General features: G+C 55.0%; 1 protein-coding gene. It reads right to left on the bottom strand.

The annotated features are described in order from the left end of the window. The coding region (locus tag GFJ41_RS21150; protein WP_170076028.1) for a ribosomal L7Ae/L30e/S12e/Gadd45 family protein at window positions 1-418 on the bottom strand (418 nt) is incomplete at both ends.

The raw sequence follows: 418 nt of genomic DNA, 5'->3' as shown, positions 1-418 counted from the left end.
TGGGTCCACATCATGGGCGATCACAACCAGCTGGGCCTTTTTGCTCTCTACAAGTGATGTGACTGTGTTGACACCTGCACGCAGGACAGGTGGCCTTTTAGTTGGGGCATCTCCCTTCCCTGCAGCCTTCTGTTCAGCACGGGCAAGCAGTCTGCGCTTCTTGTCCTGCTTGGTCTCAGGCCTGTACTTGTGAGCCAACTTGAACAGCTGGGTAGCAGTCTGGCGGTCCAGAGCCTGGTTGAACTGGTTGATCGCAGGAGGAACCTTCAGACGCTTGTACAGGATAGATCGCTGACGCTGGAGGCGAACATACCGTGGCCATTTCACAAACCGGGTCAGATCCCGTTTGGGCTGGATGTCCTGACCAATGCCAAAGTTCTTCGGCCTTTTTTCGAACAGGGGGTTCACCACCTTCTTG

It is taken from the genome of Paraclostridium dentum (assembly GCF_012922555.1).
Lineage (GTDB): Bacteria > Bacillota > Clostridia > Peptostreptococcales > Peptostreptococcaceae > Paraclostridium > Paraclostridium dentum.
Note: the sequence above shows the minus strand (reverse complement) of the source record. Positions and strands in the feature narration are given on the sequence as shown.